The sequence below is a fragment of the Rossellomorea sp. SC111 genome (assembly GCF_024733565.1).
In the GTDB taxonomy this organism is placed as follows: domain Bacteria; phylum Bacillota; class Bacilli; order Bacillales; family Bacillaceae_B; genus Rossellomorea.
In genome coordinates, this window is sequence record NZ_JANIOC010000001.1 from 92,280 (window position 1) to 107,448 (window position 15,169).

Annotated in this window: 16 protein-coding genes; 6 read left to right on the forward strand and 10 right to left on the reverse strand. The window is 43.9% G+C overall.

The window, feature by feature from the left end; all coding sequences use genetic code 11:
• Positions 1–135: 135 nt before the first annotated feature.
• A complete protein-coding gene (locus NQ095_RS00525; RefSeq protein ID WP_258261576.1) occupies positions 136–522 on the forward strand; it encodes a reverse transcriptase-like protein in 387 nt (128 codons plus the stop codon).
• A 105-nt stretch (positions 523–627) separates the two neighbouring features.
• Here the strand turns inward: NQ095_RS00525 and NQ095_RS00530 are convergent, their stop codons facing one another.
• Together NQ095_RS00530 and NQ095_RS00535 are read right to left on the reverse strand one after the other, a co-directional pair.
• Positions 628–894: a DUF6123 family protein gene (locus tag NQ095_RS00530; RefSeq protein WP_258261577.1), complete on the reverse strand. Its 267-nt coding sequence runs from the start codon at positions 892–894 to the stop codon at positions 628–630.
• Positions 895–928: 34 nt separating this feature from the next.
• Positions 929–1,417, reverse strand: coding sequence for a divergent PAP2 family protein (locus NQ095_RS00535; RefSeq protein ID WP_258261578.1), 489 nt, complete (start codon positions 1,415–1,417; stop codon positions 929–931).
• 109 nt (positions 1,418–1,526) lie between these two features.
• Between NQ095_RS00535 and sspL the strand changes: the two genes are divergently transcribed.
• Positions 1,527–1,664 (forward strand): small, acid-soluble spore protein L, encoded by a 138-nt coding sequence (gene sspL / locus NQ095_RS00540; RefSeq protein ID WP_258261579.1) that lies wholly within the window; start codon positions 1,527–1,529, stop codon positions 1,662–1,664.
• A gap of 49 nt (positions 1,665–1,713) precedes the next feature.
• Here the strand turns inward: sspL and NQ095_RS00545 are convergent, their stop codons facing one another.
• The 6 genes from NQ095_RS00545 to NQ095_RS00570 all read right to left on the reverse strand — a co-directional run bounded on the left by NQ095_RS00545 (position 1,714) and on the right by NQ095_RS00570 (position 9,717).
• Positions 1,714–2,613 (reverse strand): 5'-3' exonuclease, encoded by a 900-nt coding sequence (locus tag NQ095_RS00545; protein ID WP_258261580.1) that lies wholly within the window; start codon positions 2,611–2,613, stop codon positions 1,714–1,716.
• Between the two features lie 110 nt (positions 2,614–2,723).
• Positions 2,724–3,554: a sulfurtransferase gene (locus NQ095_RS00550; protein WP_258261581.1), complete on the reverse strand. Its 831-nt coding sequence runs from the start codon at positions 3,552–3,554 to the stop codon at positions 2,724–2,726.
• Positions 3,551–3,730: a hypothetical protein gene (locus tag NQ095_RS00555; protein ID WP_258261582.1), complete on the reverse strand. Its 180-nt coding sequence runs from the start codon at positions 3,728–3,730 to the stop codon at positions 3,551–3,553. Before NQ095_RS00555 ends, NQ095_RS00550 begins: the two co-directional genes overlap by 4 nt.
• 23 nt (positions 3,731–3,753) lie before the next feature.
• A complete protein-coding gene (locus tag NQ095_RS00560) occupies positions 3,754–7,365 on the reverse strand; it encodes a dynamin family protein (protein WP_258261583.1) in 3,612 nt (1,203 codons plus the stop codon).
• A 715-nt stretch (positions 7,366–8,080) separates the two neighbouring features.
• On the reverse strand, positions 8,081–8,650 hold the full coding sequence (locus NQ095_RS00565; RefSeq protein WP_258261584.1) for an isoprenylcysteine carboxyl methyltransferase family protein: 570 nt from the start codon (positions 8,648–8,650) through the stop codon (positions 8,081–8,083).
• Entirely contained in the window at positions 8,647–9,717 is a 1,071-nt protein-coding gene (locus NQ095_RS00570) for a type III polyketide synthase (RefSeq protein WP_258261585.1), read from the reverse strand. The genes NQ095_RS00565 and NQ095_RS00570 overlap by 4 nt, the downstream gene beginning before the upstream one ends.
• Positions 9,718–9,918: 201 nt before the next feature.
• Between NQ095_RS00570 and NQ095_RS00575 the strand changes: the two genes are divergently transcribed.
• Entirely contained in the window at positions 9,919–10,368 is a 450-nt protein-coding gene (locus NQ095_RS00575; RefSeq protein ID WP_258261586.1) for a chemotaxis protein CheX, read from the forward strand.
• Positions 10,369–10,424: 56 nt separating this feature from the next.
• Here NQ095_RS00575 and NQ095_RS00580 read toward each other — a convergent pair whose 3' ends face one another.
• On the reverse strand, positions 10,425–11,195 hold the full coding sequence (locus NQ095_RS00580; RefSeq protein ID WP_258261587.1) for an SDR family NAD(P)-dependent oxidoreductase: 771 nt from the start codon (positions 11,193–11,195) through the stop codon (positions 10,425–10,427).
• A 354-nt stretch (positions 11,196–11,549) separates the two neighbouring features.
• Between NQ095_RS00580 and NQ095_RS00585 the strand changes: the two genes are divergently transcribed.
• The 3 genes from NQ095_RS00585 to NQ095_RS00595 are packed head-to-tail and all read left to right on the forward strand — an operon-like array spanning position 11,550 to position 13,889.
• Positions 11,550–11,753 carry a hypothetical protein gene (locus tag NQ095_RS00585; RefSeq protein WP_309137591.1) on the forward strand — a complete coding sequence of 68 codons (204 nt, stop codon included), beginning with the start codon at positions 11,550–11,552 and terminating at the stop codon, positions 11,751–11,753.
• 12 nt (positions 11,754–11,765) lie between these two features.
• Positions 11,766–12,242, forward strand: coding sequence for a cytochrome c oxidase subunit II (locus NQ095_RS00590; RefSeq protein WP_258261589.1), 477 nt, complete (start codon positions 11,766–11,768; stop codon positions 12,240–12,242).
• On the forward strand, positions 12,243–13,889 hold the full coding sequence (locus NQ095_RS00595; protein ID WP_258261590.1) for a b(o/a)3-type cytochrome-c oxidase subunit 1: 1,647 nt from the start codon (positions 12,243–12,245) through the stop codon (positions 13,887–13,889).
• 795 nt (positions 13,890–14,684) lie between these two features.
• Here NQ095_RS00595 and NQ095_RS00600 read toward each other — a convergent pair.
• Complete coding sequence (locus tag NQ095_RS00600) at positions 14,685–15,152, reverse strand: GyrI-like domain-containing protein (RefSeq protein WP_258261591.1); 468 nt, start codon at positions 15,150–15,152, stop codon at positions 14,685–14,687.
• Between the last annotated feature and the right edge of the window lie 17 nt (positions 15,153–15,169).

A 15,169-nucleotide genomic window follows, 5' to 3' on the forward strand; every position in this document is an offset into this window, starting at 1 on the left:
ATGCATGTCACCCGGCTTTTGCTATGTATATAGATAGTAACTTAGTGAAAAGTATAGTAACGAGTATTCTATCTCCTTCGGCCCTCTTTATATGCTACTATATTTATATTCTGAATGTGTATGAGGTGAATACGATTGTTAGAAGTTTATATTGATGGTGCAAGTGCCGGGAACCCCGGACCAAGTGGAGCAGGTATTTTCATCAAATACAACGGTGAAGTGGAAAAACATTCGATTCCTTTAGGGATCATGGACAATCATGAAGCTGAATTCCTCGCCTGCAAAAAAGCACTTGAAATCTGTTTGGAGAAGCAGACAGATACCGTATGGATGAAGAGTGATTCTCAAGCTGTCGTTCATGCGATTGAGAAAGGGTTTGTGCGTAATGCACAATATAAATTATTACTTGGCGATATATTGAACTTAACGAAGCAAATCAACCTTTTCTTTGTCAAGTGGATACCAAGCAAGGAAAATAAAGCTGCTGATGAGCTGGCTCGTAAAGCCATCCATCTGAACTAAAGGATGGATGCGTTTGGCACGCTTTGCTGATAATTAGACATCCCCACAAACACTACTAAAAAAGACCATCAAAAAGGATACAATGCCCTTCTGATGGTCCCTGTTTTATGCCAATCCCTGTTTCTCCATCCACCTTAATGCTTCTTTTCTAGAGGGGATTTTCTGGGAATGGAGTCTTTCTAATATGGACATATAGAAACTGCTGTCAAATTGTTTCTGTGCTTTCAAGGTAATTTCAATGGCACTATTGACCAGTTCATCCGGGGCGTCTGTGTATTTTTTGCCGAAATAGATGAATCCAATTGCGTCTTCCTGAAATTTGAAGCCTTTGTTTTCAAGTTCTATAAGAAATTCTTCTGTTGTCTTTTTCACGTTTCTCCTCACCTTATCGCCACTTTGTCTCCTCTTATCTTACAGAAAATTTTTTCTTTTGCCTATCCTTTTTGGAAAACAAGAAGGCAATGAAGCCAAGAAGGGAACCAAGCAATGCGCCGCCCACCACTTCCTGAGGCTGGTGTCCGAGCATTTCCTTCAGTCTCTTAGGTTTCTTCTCTTCGAATTCAACGGTTTCCTTTTCATGCGCCTTCCTGACAAGCTCATCGAGACTATTTACTTTAAGGGTCAATTCACCGGTTTGGCGGCGAATTCCCTGGGCATCATACATAACGATGAGACCAAAGATGAATGAAAGAGCGAAATCAATCGTTCTTACCCCTCTCTTTAACGCAATGAATGTCGTCAAAGATGCCACTCCGGCACTATGTGAGCTCGGCATTCCCCCTGTCTGAAAAAACAGTTCAGGCTTCCACTCCTTCGTTTTCAAAAAGTGCAGTGGAATTTTCAACCCTTGGGCAAATGCAATACTAATCAGTGCGGTAATGATTCCTTTATTCACCCTAACACCTCCCTTATTCGTAGTGTGTCCTAAAATTCTCTGTACATGGGATATTTGTATGTAACAAAAGACAAAATAGTAAAGATCACACTAAAGGAGGGTCTTATGTATGACTAAAGGTAACAATAAAAACAAAGGGAAAAGCGCCAAAAGCGTAAACCCTCAAGGAATTTCACAGGATGCTGAATTCGCGACCGAACCGAAAAGCGAATTAGAAAATGCAGCTAAAAAAACGAATAAAAAATAATCCACAACAAAAAAGTGTCAGGGCCGGGTTCCTGACACTCCTATCACGTTCAGCTCGAAGCCGCTAACACATTCGAACCTATTAAAAACCTTCTAAGAACTTTAAGCTCCAGTTCGTCCACAAGCGTAAGTGTATCATGAGATACATTATCCCATCTGGCTTCTTCAACCGAAACAGACAGTGGTACTTCACAATGAATTTCAGCCAGTTTCCTTGAAACATGCAGCATGTTCAGATCTTCCTCAATTTTCTTACGTTGAGAAGGCGTCAATTGATGCAGATTGGCCAGTATACCGGATATATCGTGATATTGTTGGATCAGTTTCATGGCCGTTTTCTCCCCGATCCCTTTTACCCCGGGATATCCGTCACTTGTATCCCCCATCAGTGCTTTCACATCGATGAATTGCTCCGGAGTAATGCCTTTTTCTTCTACAAAGAGGTCTTTCGTATACGTCTGATAATTTCCAAAGCCTTTTTTCAGCAGCATGATGTCGATGTTGTCATCAAGAAGCTGCAGGAGATCCTGGTCTCCGCTAAGAACGGACACTTTGCGCTCGGATTGATGAAGCTTTGCCAAGGTCCCAATACAATCGTCTGCTTCATAGCCCACAACACCTACATTGGAAAGATTAAATCCTTCGGCCACTTCTTTTGCAAGGTCGAACTGAGGGATCAGTTCAACAGGTGGTGCATTCCGATTCGATTTATAGTCGTTGAACACTTCATTACGGAACGTCTGGCTCCCCATATCCCAGCACACAATGATATGTGTAGGCTTCACATGATCCGCTGCCATCAGGAGATGCTTCATGAACCCCTGGACCCCATTGGTCGGGAGGCCTTTTGAGTTCATCATGAATTGGCCCGTTACCGCCGTTGCAAAGAAAGATCGAAATAATAATGCCATTCCATCTATTAATAATAAATGCTCATTTTTATTTTCCAAGTCATCCACTCCTAAACACGTTGTATCGTACATACCTTTTAAAGTATAACATACCAGCATAAATAGCTAATTGGAAAAGTGATGAACCACTTCCAATTAGCTACACGGCATTATTCTTTTTCCACTTTGTGTTCTTCGTATGAAACCCAATCACTATAGCTTCCTACGTACAGCTTCACATCGGTAAATCCAGCTTCTTTTAGTGCAATGAAGTTTGGGGTTGCTGTTACACCAGATCCACAATAGACAATGATGGGGTCATCTTTTTTAAGCATCGAGAAACGTTCCTTCTGCTCAACAGGTCCAAGGAAATACCCATCATTCATCCCTTCCGTCCAAGGAAAGTTGATCGCGCCAGGAATATGTCCCGGTATCCGGTCGATCGGTTCTTCCCTACCAGAGAACCTTTCCCTGCTCCTTGAATCAACCAACGGGACGTTCCTATCTCCGTCTGCTATACATCGTATTTCATCCAAAGTGGCCAAAATATCGTCATTAACGCTCGGACGATAGTTTGTTGGCGGATAATGGGGAACGGTGGAATCCGTCTTTCCGGAACCCTTTTTCCACGCAGCAAATCCACCATTCAGAATATAGACATTTTCATGACCGATATAATGGAACAACCACCAGCACCTGCCCGCGAAAGCCCCTTCCTTTTCATCATAGATCACGATGGTTGTATGATTATCGATCCCCGCATCCTCTACTTTGCGCAGGAAATTCTTTATATTCGGGAGGGGGTGTCGCCCCCCGTGCTTCTTCACATACCCGGATAAATCCTTTTCAAGGTCGAAGAAGACGGCACCGGGAATATGGCTTTCATTGTATCTTTCCCGGCCTTCTGCTGGATTCCCTAAAGAAAAACGACAATCGATGATTCTTACATTCCCATCATCTACGTGTTCACTAAGCCAATCCGCATCTACGAGCGCACTCATGATTTCATCCCCCTCTTTTTCATCAATTTCACCACTTCATCCTTCGGTTCCCAACAGGAGAACTGATAAGTGGTTTTGGTCTCATAGCCAAGTCTTGAACAATGATAGGAGGTCTTCTGCTCTCTCTTCACTCCTTGAATATGAATACAGGTGGCGCAGCAATGATAAGGATTCACAGTGAATGTCCTCCTTCTTTTCTTTAAACCTGCTCGAGCTGTTTTAAATCCCGCTTCAGCTGATCCAGGTCCTGTAAGGTCTCGAGGGCTTCCAGATAGGATGTAATCTGATCGATCACCTGACTCAGCATCTCTTCTTTAAGCCTCTTGAATTGTTCTTCCAAATAGGTTTGGCCCCACGTGTCCAACCTTGCCAGTTCTTGTGTCAGATAACTGTCTGCAGGTTCTTGGAGCAATGCTTCCAATTTTTCCTGAACTTCTTTCTTTCCGCCTTTTTCAAAGAATTGCTTTGGATTCTTGAATGTTGAAAAAGCTTCTTCGAATGGTCGCAGTTCCGTTTGGTTAAATGCGTTCTCAAATTCGATGGTCGTTTCATTGTTATAATCCATCGGGGATAGGACCAGATCTCGTTCAACCCGCTGGATGTTTTCTTCTAAGGCACCCCATTGATCTCGGAGCTGCTTCTGGATGAACTGCTGAATCCGAAGGGAGGTAGCCCGCATTTCCTGAGCCAGATCAAACCCGATACTTGATAAGAATTCCTTTAACCCTTCCCGGATTGCCTGGGATTGGGAAGAATAGTGGAGAAATAATCCGGAATGAAATGCTTCCTTATAGAAGTCCGACACCCTGAAAAACACTCTTTGTTTCACATAGTGGACGAGCTCCTTTGATTCCTGCATCATCTCCACTGTAAGTGGTTCCTGAGATACGTTATTAATTAGGGATACAACCTCGGACTTCCGCTCCAAAAGTTCCTGCTTCCTTGATTGTTTATACGTCTTTTCACTTGAAGCTGAGTGGAGATATTGCTGAAAACGTCTCAACCCTCTCTCCCACTCACCAAGTGCGGACTCGATACTCATGCTCACTAATTCATTCTGTATGAAGGTTTGGAATTCCTTCTTGAATACATCCATTCCCGATAGTTGAGAGTTTGTTTCTTTAAGCGCCTGCAGGGATGATACTCCGAAAATCCTTGGAAAACGGATACCATATTGAATCAATTGATCTTCCACATATTCAATGACTTCGTTTTTTTCCTTTTCATCACTTGCAAGGTCGATGGCGTTGACGACAAAAAACATTTTATCCAATTCGAAGGTGTCTTTCACACGACCCAATTGAATAAGGAATTCCCTGTCAGCCTTCGCAAATGCGTGATTATAATAGGTCACAAAAAGAATCGCATCGGCATTCTTGATATATTCGAATGCAACACCGGTATGTCGGGCATTGATGGAATCAGCTCCCGGCGTATCGACGAGGGTGATCCCCTGTCTTGTAATATCACAATCGAAATAGAGATCGATCGACTCCACAAAGCAAGCTTTCGCCTCATCTGCTACATATCCTCTATATTCTTCAAGGTCGACCTTCCTTCTCCTGCCGATGGTTTCCTTGAATGAAGGATACCCTGTTAAAAAGGCTTGCAGGAAAGAGAGGTGGACATTTTCTTTCCCGCTCCCATCAGTCGATAAATCAGGAATCAGTCCAGTGGCTTCGTCCAGGGAAGATGCAGTACGATTAAAAAACGAAAGGGAATGATTGATGTCTGACAATAGCTGTTCATCGGATTTGATTTGTACATGGGCCGTTTCGTGCTCACACCCCTTCGATACCGGATTGATCCTGTTGATGGACGCAGTAGTGGGATTCGGGCTCACCGGTAGGACATTTCTTCCCATCAGGGCATTGGCAAAAGAGGATTTACCGGCACTAAAGGCACCGAATAATGCAATTGTAAAGGATTGATTCGAGAGGCGCTCCCTCTTCCCGTCCAGTAGATGAGCCATATTGGTAAACCCTTTGTACTTCCTGAACACATTCGCCATCGTTTCTAAACGTTGAATCGCTTCTTCTATTGACGTGTCCTGATCCCTGATGTCAGGGGATGGGTTTATGTCACGTTCCCGACCCGTATCCTCTTTACGATCCCGCACCTCGTCGGACGCAAGTGTATAGTTTTCTTCCCTCTCTTTCCATTTCAGGGTCCATTCTGAAATAATCGTCTCCGCACGTTTTGGTTCAACTTCAGCTTTGTTCAATTTTTGGATTTGAACGTCCTTCTCTTCATCCAGTGAATTCCATTGATAAATGATGCCTGTTTTTTTCTGAAGCTCCTCCAGTTCTTCCTCCATGCCGGCATGCTCTTCCGGTGATGTGTGTTCAATTTCGGTTATCAGTGTCTCAATCAACCCGTTCGTTTCATTTCGGGCCTTCCTTTTTAACTCCTCTGAAAGATCATCACAGTACTGAAGAACATAATCACTTGAGACTCCGGCCCCCTGTTTAATTAAACTCACAAGGAAATGTTCGTCTACTTCAAGGTTTAATCGATCCCACTCCACGCGTTGATCTGATGATGGGATATATTCTTTCACTGTATTTTTCCCAAGTGTTTTTAAGTGCCATTCGAGTTGAGATTCGATACGGGAATTGATATCGTCATTGAATTTTTGAAGTCTCACTGCTTTTTCTTCTTCTGTCTTTTGCTTGGAGAACAGGAAGCCGACTTTAAAGTCCTGTTGTCTGCTTTCCAGAAATCCCTTCGCTAATTCTCTTGTTTCAAAAGGCATTAAGTAGGCATTTTTAAGGATTTCCCTTCGCTCTTCTTCGAATTGATTTTTTATGGATGTCACATTATTTTTAGCCAGTGTGTCGACGAGCTTTCTTTCTTTTTGAAGAATGGAGTCTTTATTTTCCCATTCTTCGTCTGTAAAGATATCCATGGCTCTTTCCTCGAGTTTTTCAAGCTCTTCTTCATACCATCTCTCATGTTCAGAGCGCAATTGTGATATAGCGGAGATTGCCGATTCTTCGATCAGTTCATCCTTCTTTTTAACCTGGCTATCAATCAGTGATTGCAATTTTTTAAGGTCATTGTAGGGATGGTCGAGATTTTTCAAACTTGTAAAAAACGTACCATCGGGGACTACTCCCCAAGAGGCGAATGAATTCTTGACGCTTTCCTGGAACTGGGAGAAAGACAATTCTTCCTCCTGATGCTTATCAATCTGATTCACAATAAGATACAATCTGACTCCATGACGCACCATTTCCTTGGTGAACTCAAAATTCACCTGTGATTGGACATGGTTATAATCCATTACATAGAAGACCGCGTCAGCAAGGTGGATCGCAGATTCCGTAGACAGCCTGTGGGCATCGTCCGTACTGTCGACTCCCGGGGTATCCAAAACAGAAACCCCTTCAGGCACTTCACTTCTCTTCCGTCCAATTTCGACAGAGTATACATCTTCACCGTTTTTACAAAATTCCTTAATAGTCTCAAAATCATACGGTGCCTTAAAATATAAAGGCTTGGATTGATGATAATGAATCTTCGCGAAATCCGTTTGTGCATGATGCACCTTCACAAGATTCGCACTGGTTGGAATCGGACTGGATGGCAGGATATCTTCACCCATCAACCCGTTGATCATCGTGGACTTGCCAGCGGAAAAATGGCCGCAAAAGGCGAGGATCAATTCATGATTGTTCAACTTTTCAGCCAACCGTTCAACCTTGGAAGCCCTCTCCCCATCCCCGTTCTGGAGGAAAATGTCGTAGTAAGCCGTAAGCTGTTTTAACGTATTATGTAAGTGTGTATTTTTATGTTCAATCTGGCTCATGGTCTAATCTAATTCCTTTCTGCACTTAAGAAGAATGATAACGTTTTTATTTTATCGTATTTGAATCAAATTCTCTATGAAATCTATCCGAAAGGCGGATTTGAGAATCATAACAGTGTATGCGAAGGATTGAATGAGGGAGATAGTATACTTGGACCGTTTCTTTCCGCTTCAGGCACTTGCTTTCCTCGGGGAGGAAGTCAAGTGCCTTCCGTTCCAATCCACTCTGTGCTTCTACATTTGAAAGATAAGATTAGACAAATACTAAAAAGGTCTTGGAATTGATTTGTTTATTACATGCGGAAATTCAGATGTTTGACAATAATGATTCAATTGATCACCAGCTAAACCGTGACTTGTCAATTTCAGAAAAATGTTTCTATATATATTGCTGTCATTTTCACTAACAAAGAAAAAAAGCCTCTTCCGAAGAAGGAGGCTCTGTTTATCGTGTTGATTCGGTTGCAATTAAGTTTGATCGAACAAAAGATTTAGAGTTCGCCTGGTATGAAGATATGTTCTTCCGCTGTGCCGGATTCTTCATTACATTAGATAAAACATACTTCATCATGAAGCCATACGCTACTACAGTAAACAATATCAAAAACCATACCATTCTTGTCCCCACCCTTTTGTAATAATACTCGTACTTGAGAATAATTTTCATCTTCAATTAGAATTTTATCAAAATTGATAATCATTTTCAATAAGAAAATCACTTTTCTTTTTTGAACAGGGGAATCCATCCCTTCGTGTTGAGGTGGACCTTTCCATACTCCGTCTCTTCTTTAAGGGCGTGTTCCTCGAGTGGGATTCGGATAGAAAGAATGAATTGGTTTAATAATGCAAAGATGATAAGGGTCCAATAGGCATGAAAAAGAATTGGAACAATCAGAAACTCAAGCGTTACGATCAGATAGTTCGGATGCTTCAGATATTTATATGGGCCTTTGGCTACGACTTGAGCCTCGGGGAGGACGATGATTTTAGTGTTCCAATACTTCCCGAGAGAAGCAATCGACCAGATCCTCCCGACCTGAGTCAGGATAAAACCACCAAGCAATAACGGCCAATAGTGATGGACGCCGGTGTGAAAGACCCCTCCTTCAATGAGCAGGGAAATGAAAAATGCAATATGGATGACGACCATCAACTTATAATGGGACTGTCCGTATTCTTTTGCCCCACGCTCCTTCATCCACTTTTCATTTGATCTTGCTATATACAGCTCAACCAGTCTTTGAATCATCAACACCAAGAAAAACAATACAAAATATAGCATCATTCCCACCTCATCAACAAAAGCTCCGAGCTGAACCCCGGTCCCAAAGCAGTACCGAGACCGATATCCCCCCGTTCACAACCTTTTTCCATAAATTCTTTGAGAACATAAAGTATCGTGACGGAGGACATGTTCCCATACTCCTTTAATACCCTCATCGATTCGGTTGTCATATTTTCATCCATCCCTAACGCATCCCTGTATGCTTCAATTACTTTCTTTCCACCCGGATGGGCCACGAAATGCTTAATGTCCCGGAGCTCCACTCCGTTCGCTTCAATGAATCCTTCTACATTCGGGCGGAGCCAATTTTTCACAAGTGTCGGGATGTCCTTTGAAAATACAACATATAATCCATTTTCCTTTACTTCCCATCCCATGACATCCAATGAGTCTTCCAACAGTGTCGACTGAGTGGCAAAGATCTTTGGTAATGGATGCACGGCTCCCTCCAATAAAGGACTTTCATCCCCGCAAACAAAGGCGCATGCCACACCATCAGCGAAAAGGGACGTCCCGATCAAATTGCTCTTTGATCGATCCCCGTGTTGAAAGGTCAATGAACATAGTTCGATGGAAAGAACAAGAACGTTTGCTTTTGGAAAGGCTAAGCAGTACTCATACGCCCGTGACAATCCACTGGCTCCCCCTGCACAACCCAATCCCCAAATAGGGATTCGTTTTATATGAGGTGAAAATGGGAGCTTATTCATGATTCGAGCTTCCAGACTCGGGGTTGAAAGACCCGATGTTGATATGGTAATGATGGCATCGATGCCTTCCAATGTGACCCCATGACGGGAGAGACTCTTATGGATCACTTTACTCCCCAATTCTACGGCATGTTGGATGAATTCATCGTTCTTCTCCTTAAAGGTATGGTCCTTAGAAAACCACTCCAGATCCTTAACAAAATAACGACTTTCTATTTCACCGTTTTGAAATACATTAATGAGACGTCCTATATCTCTAAAACTCGAAGAAAACAGTTGCTTCGCAAATTCTGCCGCTTCATTTTGCGTGATTTTCACAGGCGGGATTTCAGTATCCACTGAGAGTATTTTCGGCATGCATGACCACTCCTTACACTTCCATATAAGGATAGCTTTTCCACAAGCACATAAAATCATGTATAGAGTGTTGCTTTTGTTTTATTCATAAATTCCGTCCCGAAAAAATAGTTCTTTAGTATGTATCATATACGAAAATATCATCCTTTATCCCTATTTCATATGGTATGATTATAGTGACAAAATACTGGAGGATACGACATGATTTTAACTAAAAGTGTCACCGATATACTTAATAGTTCAGTAGAATCCATTAAAGGGGTCATCCCTTTGAGTGTAAGTGTTTTAAAGCCCTCTTTGCTGACTGAGCCGTTTAGTCAGCATAAAATCGGTGTACTCATCGGGTTCACGGGTGATGTAAGAGGAAGAATGATCATTGATGGAGAAGAAGAAAGCTTTCAAGGTTTGGGAGCATCCATGTTTGGAATGCCCCTGGAAGGAGAGATGCTTGAATCTTTCGCGGGAGAACTTGGGAACATGATTGCAGGGAATCTTGCTACTCTCCTCGCACAAGCCGGCCATTCACTAGACATTACACCGCCGACCGTCATTGTGGGGCAATCGAAAATGTATGGCTTTGACAAAGCTTTGAAACTACCGATTTCCATTGAAAATGTCGGCGATTTTTTAGTGATCCTGATGATTGAATAGCAGATTGATAAAAGGCTAACCTTCAGAGAGAGGTTAGCCTTTTATCATGGAAGAATTCAAAAGCCGTTGATTGTCATCCCACCGTCTACGTATAGGGTTTGTCCAGTAATATAGTTTGAAGCATCCGAGGAAAGGAAGACCGCCGGCCCCACCAACTCCTCGAGCTCACCGATCCTTTTTAATGGAGTCACTGCCAGTATATCGTTCACATACTCTTCATTTTGCAGAAGTTCCTTTGTTAAAGTTGTCTTGAAATACCATGGTCCTATACTGTTCACATTAATATTGTACTTTCCCCATTCCATGGCCAATACCTTCGTCATTTGAATCATGGCTGCTTTCGTGGAAGCATAGACGACCCCGGTCCTGAGGGCAACATGGCCGGCTACGGATGCAATGTTAATGATTTTCCCCCGGCCCTTTTCTTTCATATGCCTTCCTACTTCCTGGCTCATCATAAAGGCGGATTTCAAGTTCGTATCCATGATTTGCTGCCATTCTTCATCCGTTACCGAAAGCGCTGCTGAACGTATATTCATCCCTGCATTGTTAATTAAAATATCAATGGACAATCCATGATTTTCTATGTAAGTGATCACCTTGTTTATGTCGTCACGTGATGTCACATCTGTCGGGAGGATATGAGCCTTCCTTCCAAGCTTCTCAATTACACCTGCCGTTTCTTCTAAATCATCCTTCGTCCTTGACAAAAGGACTACATCGGATCCGCATTCCGCTAACCCGATACTGAGGGCCCGTCCTATTCCCCGGCCTGCCCCCGTTACAACGGCCAATTTACCTTTCAATGAAAATGAAGGAACAAACAAATTCCCACCGCCTTTTCTATTATTCGAATCTTCTTTATATTAGCACAGCGTGTCTCCAAAGTCTCACCGATGATCCTTTTTCCCTTGCTGATGATGGACCTCGATGTGTATTTTCGCTTCCACTGGAACCTGGCATAAAGGACACATTGTTTTATCAGAGAAGATTTGACAGCACTGTTTACAATAATATTTTTCCATTTGATCGTCACCTTCTTCCTCATTCCTACACTCTATGCACCAGGTTCACACAGATGAACACACCCGATTGCCTATTTTCAATCACTTCACATTTTTTTCACAAATCACCCCTCTAGGTGTGACATTTATCACAGATTCAAAGTAGTGCACCCGCTTATGATTGAAGTATCAAATCAGAGAATACTTGATGAAAGGGATGAGAGGAATGGGGAAACCGGAATTGCATCAAAAAACGGAAGTCAAAATAAAGGAATCCACCTCATTAAAAGGTACATTTACTTCAGTTTTATTTTTAGGAGGTTTTTTAGTCCTTACATGGATCGGGGTATTCTTGCTATTTCTGAATCGTTTTTAATTTAAGGAGTGAATTATATGCATATGCATCGCTATGAGAAATGGTGGTTAACGCTAGGAACAGGGGCTCTTATCTTATTTTTAATCATATTGGGAATCAGTGCTTTTCACCAGGGGCATCAGCCTCCAAGTGCAAAGGCATACGTCAATCCGGAGCAGGTGGACAAAATAGCTCCGTTTAACGAACCAGGACTTAAAAAAGTGGAAGGAAAGGCTTGGGATTATGAGTTGGTATTTATAGCCTCGGCTTTTCTTTATACCCCCGGGGAAATCGAAATCCCTAAAGGCTCGACACTGAAAATCACCGCTACAACCAAGGATGTTGTTCATGGGTTTGAAGTCGCAGGTACCAATATCAATATGATGATTGAACCTGGATATGTCAGTGAATATACAACCACACTCGACAAGGCTGGAGAGTTCCTTATTGTCTGTAATGAATACTGCGGTGTCGGTCATCACACGATGAAATCTATGTTAAAGGTGGTGGAGTAGATGAAACCATTTGTGAAAATTGATAAAAAGGATGCCGCACTGGCCATGGCCCATATTTACGTAGGATTTGCCGCTCTTGCATTAGGGGGACTCGCCGGCCTGTTACAGGTCTTGGTCCGCTCAGGCAGATTCACTTTGCCTGCAGGGATCGGTTATTATCAAGTATTGACTGTTCACGGGGTCATACTCGGATTGGTACTTACGACATTCTTCATACTCGGCTTCCAGCATGCTGCCATTTCCCGGACTTCAGGGGCTTATTCTGGAAAATCCCGGTTTATGGGGTGGTTAGGGTTCTGGGTCATGCTTCTGGGAACGATCATGGCAGCAGTCATGATTCTATTAAATGAAGCTACGGTCCTCTATACATTTTATGCTCCCCTGCAAGCCCATTGGATCTTCTATTTAGGATTGACGTTCGTAGTAGTGGGCAGCTGGCTTGGCGGCTCAGGGATGATCATGAAATATATGAGCTGGAGAAAAGAACATCCTGGACAACCGAGTCCTTTGTTAACTTTCATGTCCATCATCAACACCGTCTTATGGATTGTTGCCACTATCGGCGTTGCAGGAACTGTTCTATTTCAGCTCCTGCCCTGGTCCCTAGGCCTGGTGGACAGGGTCGACGTTCTTGTCAGTCGTACCTTATTCTGGTATTTCGGCCACCCACTCGTCTATTTCTGGCTGCTGCCGGCTTATATGGCATGGTATGTGATCATTCCTAAAATCATCGGTGGGAAAATATTTTCAGATTCATTGGCCCGGCTATCCTTTATCCTTTTCCTTCTATTCTCGATACCGGTCGGTTTTCACCATCAGTTAGTGGAGCCCGGGATTGATGCGAATTGGAAGTTCCTGCAGGTGACGCTGACGTTCATGGTAGTCATCCCTTCCCTGATGACAGCATTCTCTTTGTTTGCCACTTTTGAAATGTACGGGAGATCCAAGGGAGCCACGGGATTATTCGGATGGTTCAAGAAGCTGCCATGGGTGGACGCACGCTTTACAGTACCGTTCATCGGAATGGTTGCTTTCATTCCTGCAGGAGCAGGTGGATTGATCAATGCATCTAATCAAATGAATCAGGTTGTCCATAACACGATTTGGGTCACCGGTCACTTTCATTTAACACTGGCCACATCTGTCGTCTTGACCTTCTTCGGGATTGCTTATTGGCTTGTCCCTCATCTGACGGGGCGTGTCCTAACGAAAGCGATGAACAAATTGGCCATCGTGCAGGCCATCGTATGGGCGGTCGGAATGAGCATCATGTCCGGCGCCATGCATGCAGTTGGGTTACTGGGTGCACCAAGAAGATCTTCCTACTCCACTTATGGGGATGCACCACAGGCAATCGATTGGATTCCATACCAAATCGCACAGGCGATTGGGGGCACGATCCTTTTCATTGGTATCATTCTCGTTCTATACATCTTTATCAACCTGGCATTTTTCGCTCCCAAGGGAGATGAGGAATTTCCTGTCGGTGAAACAGCTGAGACAGCCGAGAGAACCCCAATGGCTCTCGAGAACTGGCGAATATGGTTAACCATCCTGGCCGCTCTCATTCTCGTTGCCTACACCGTCCCATTCATCGACATGATCCAAAACGCCCCACCCGCATCCAAGGGATATAAAATGTGGTGAATAGAAAAGCGGAAGGGGCTCGCCCTGGGGCGACAAGCATAAGTCGAGTAACCCGGAAAGGCGTTCTTTGCCTTTTTGGGTTACTTGGCTTATGACCTCGAGCCCCAAGCCCCTGGAGCTGGACAACAAGAAAAGCGGAAGGGGCTAGCACTGGGGCGACAAGCATAAGACGAGTAACCCGGAAAGGCGTTCTTTGCCTTTTTGGGTTACTTGACTTATGACCCCGAGCCCCAAGCCCCTGGAGCTGAACAACAAGAAAAGCGGAGGCGGCTCGCTCAGGCCCGACAAGCATAAGACGAACCAACCGGAAAAGGCGCCCTTTGCCTTTTTGGTTGGTTTGACTTATGACCTCGAGGGCCTAGCCGCCGGAGCTGGATCAAGAAAAGCGGAGGCGGCTCGCTCAGGCCCGACAAGCATAAGACGAACCAACCGGAAAAGGCGCCCTTTGCCTTTTTGGTTGGTTTGACTTATGACCTCGAGGGCCTAGCCGCCGGAGCTGGATCAAGAAAAGCGGAGGCGGCTCGCTCAGGCCTGGCAAGCATAAGACGAACCAACCGGAAAAGGCGCCCTTTGCCTTTTTGGTTGGTTTGACTTATGACCCCGAGGGTCTAGCCGCCGGAGCTGGATCAAGAAAAGCGGAAGGGGCTCGCCCTGGGGCGACAAGCATAAGTCGAGTAACCCGGAAAGGTGTTCTTTGCCTTTTTGGGTTACTTGGCTTATGACCCCGAGCCCCAAGCCCCTGGAGCTGGATCAAAAATAGAAGAAGAGGCTGCTTCAAATGAAGCAGCCTCCTTTCTATTGCTGTTTAATTGGGACAAACAGCTCTAATTTCCTTCTATCTTCCGTTTCGTTGATTTCGCGGTCCTGGGATAGGTACTTCTCGACACTCAGTCTGGAGTAGTCTTTTTCATACCCATTTTCTTTAATCCAATTAAAGATTGCAAAATAGGCTTGTTCCACTTCCGTCGACAGACCTTCATAAAGTGCGTGTGCGTATTCCCCCGCAGGAAGTGACAGTTCCACTAACCCCGGTGGAAGCTTCTCGACACGATCAACCTCAACGGTACAATAGTACGTAAAATCAGTCGCCCTATCATGGAATGGTGCGTATATGCATTCATCTCCATTTATATGATGAATGGAGGGAATCATCTGTTGAAATTTCGTGAATAGTCTCGGGATCTCGGACCCTCTTCCATATGGACCTGTCCATCCTATCCCAACAAGCAATTTGTCCTCCAGTGATGCTACATTAATATCCATGATTTCTGCCTCCATTG